This window comes from Micromonospora sp. AMSO12t (assembly GCF_008806585.1).
Classification (GTDB): Bacteria; Actinomycetota; Actinomycetes; order Mycobacteriales; family Micromonosporaceae; genus Micromonospora; species Micromonospora reichwaldensis.
Window position 1 is genome coordinate 1 of the sequence record NZ_WAAS01000520.1, and the last position, 1098, is coordinate 1098.

A 1098-nucleotide genomic window follows, 5' to 3' on the forward strand; every position below is an offset into this window, starting at 1 on the left:
GTGCCACCGCCGGCGGTACCGCCGCCCGCCGCGCCGCCGCCCGTTGTACCGCCGGTCGCCGCTCCACCGCCCACCGCACCGCCACTCGCGCCGCCGCCCGCCGAGCGGGGCTACCCGGCGCGCGTCGAGTGGCGCCCACGCGGCACGGAGAACGAGGTGGAGCGCGCCGTCGGGGTGCTCCGCCGCGACCTGGGCACCCCCCGGGTGCTCGCGTTCGCCAACCCGAAGGGCGGGGTGCACAAGACCACCGCCACCGTGCTGGCCGCGGCGACCGTCGGCAGCGTACGCGGGCGGGGCGTGCTGGCCTGGGACGACAACGAGCTGCGCGGCACGCTCGGGCTGCGCGCCGGCAGCGCCCGGCACGCCCGCACCATCCGGCACCTGGTCGGCGATCTCGCGCACGTCGAGATCAAGGAGGGCCCCGAGCTGCTGGCGCACCTGGACGACTACCTGCGGCACGCCTCCGACGGCTCGTACGACGTGCTGGCCGGCGAGGAGAGCCCCCGCTTCGCCCAGCGCCTCGACCAGTTCACCGTCCGGCGGGTGCTGGAGTTGCTGCGGCGCACCCACGACGTGGTCTGCGTGGACACGGGCAACAACGTGGAGAGCGCCAACTGGCGCACCGTCATGCAGGCGGCGGACCAGCTCGTGGTGACCACCGTGCCCCGCGAGGACGCCGCGTTCAGCGCCGACTGGATGCTGGACCTGCTGCACGAGGTCGGGATGGGGGAGCTGGCCGACAACGCGGTCACCCTGATCTCCTGCCCCACCCCGGGCCGCTCGCCGTTGCAGGACGACCTGGAGCGGCACTTCGCCACCCGTACCCGGGCCGTCGCCGTGGTGCCGTACGACCCGGCGCTGGAGACCGGCTCCTCGATCGAGTACCACCAGCTCCAGCAGGAGACCCGGCAGGCGTGGCTCAAGGCCGCCTCGGTGATGCTGGAGCCGTTCGCCCGGTGAGCGGGTGTGCCGCCACCGACCGCCCACGGCGCCCACGGGCCTGAGAGGATCACCGGGTGAGCGCGGACACCCCCGAACCCGACCGGCCCGGCCCCCGGCCCGACGAGCCGGGGGCACCGGCCGCCCGGGCGTCGTGCG

Annotated in this window: 1 protein-coding gene; it reads left to right on the forward strand. The window is 75.9% G+C overall.

The window, feature by feature from the left end; genetic code table 11:
* Window positions 1–960, forward strand: a 960-nt coding sequence (locus tag F6X68_RS32740; protein WP_225852576.1) for an AAA family ATPase, incomplete at its 5' end; no start/stop codon positions are given.
* Window positions 961–1098: the final 138 nt, after the last annotated feature.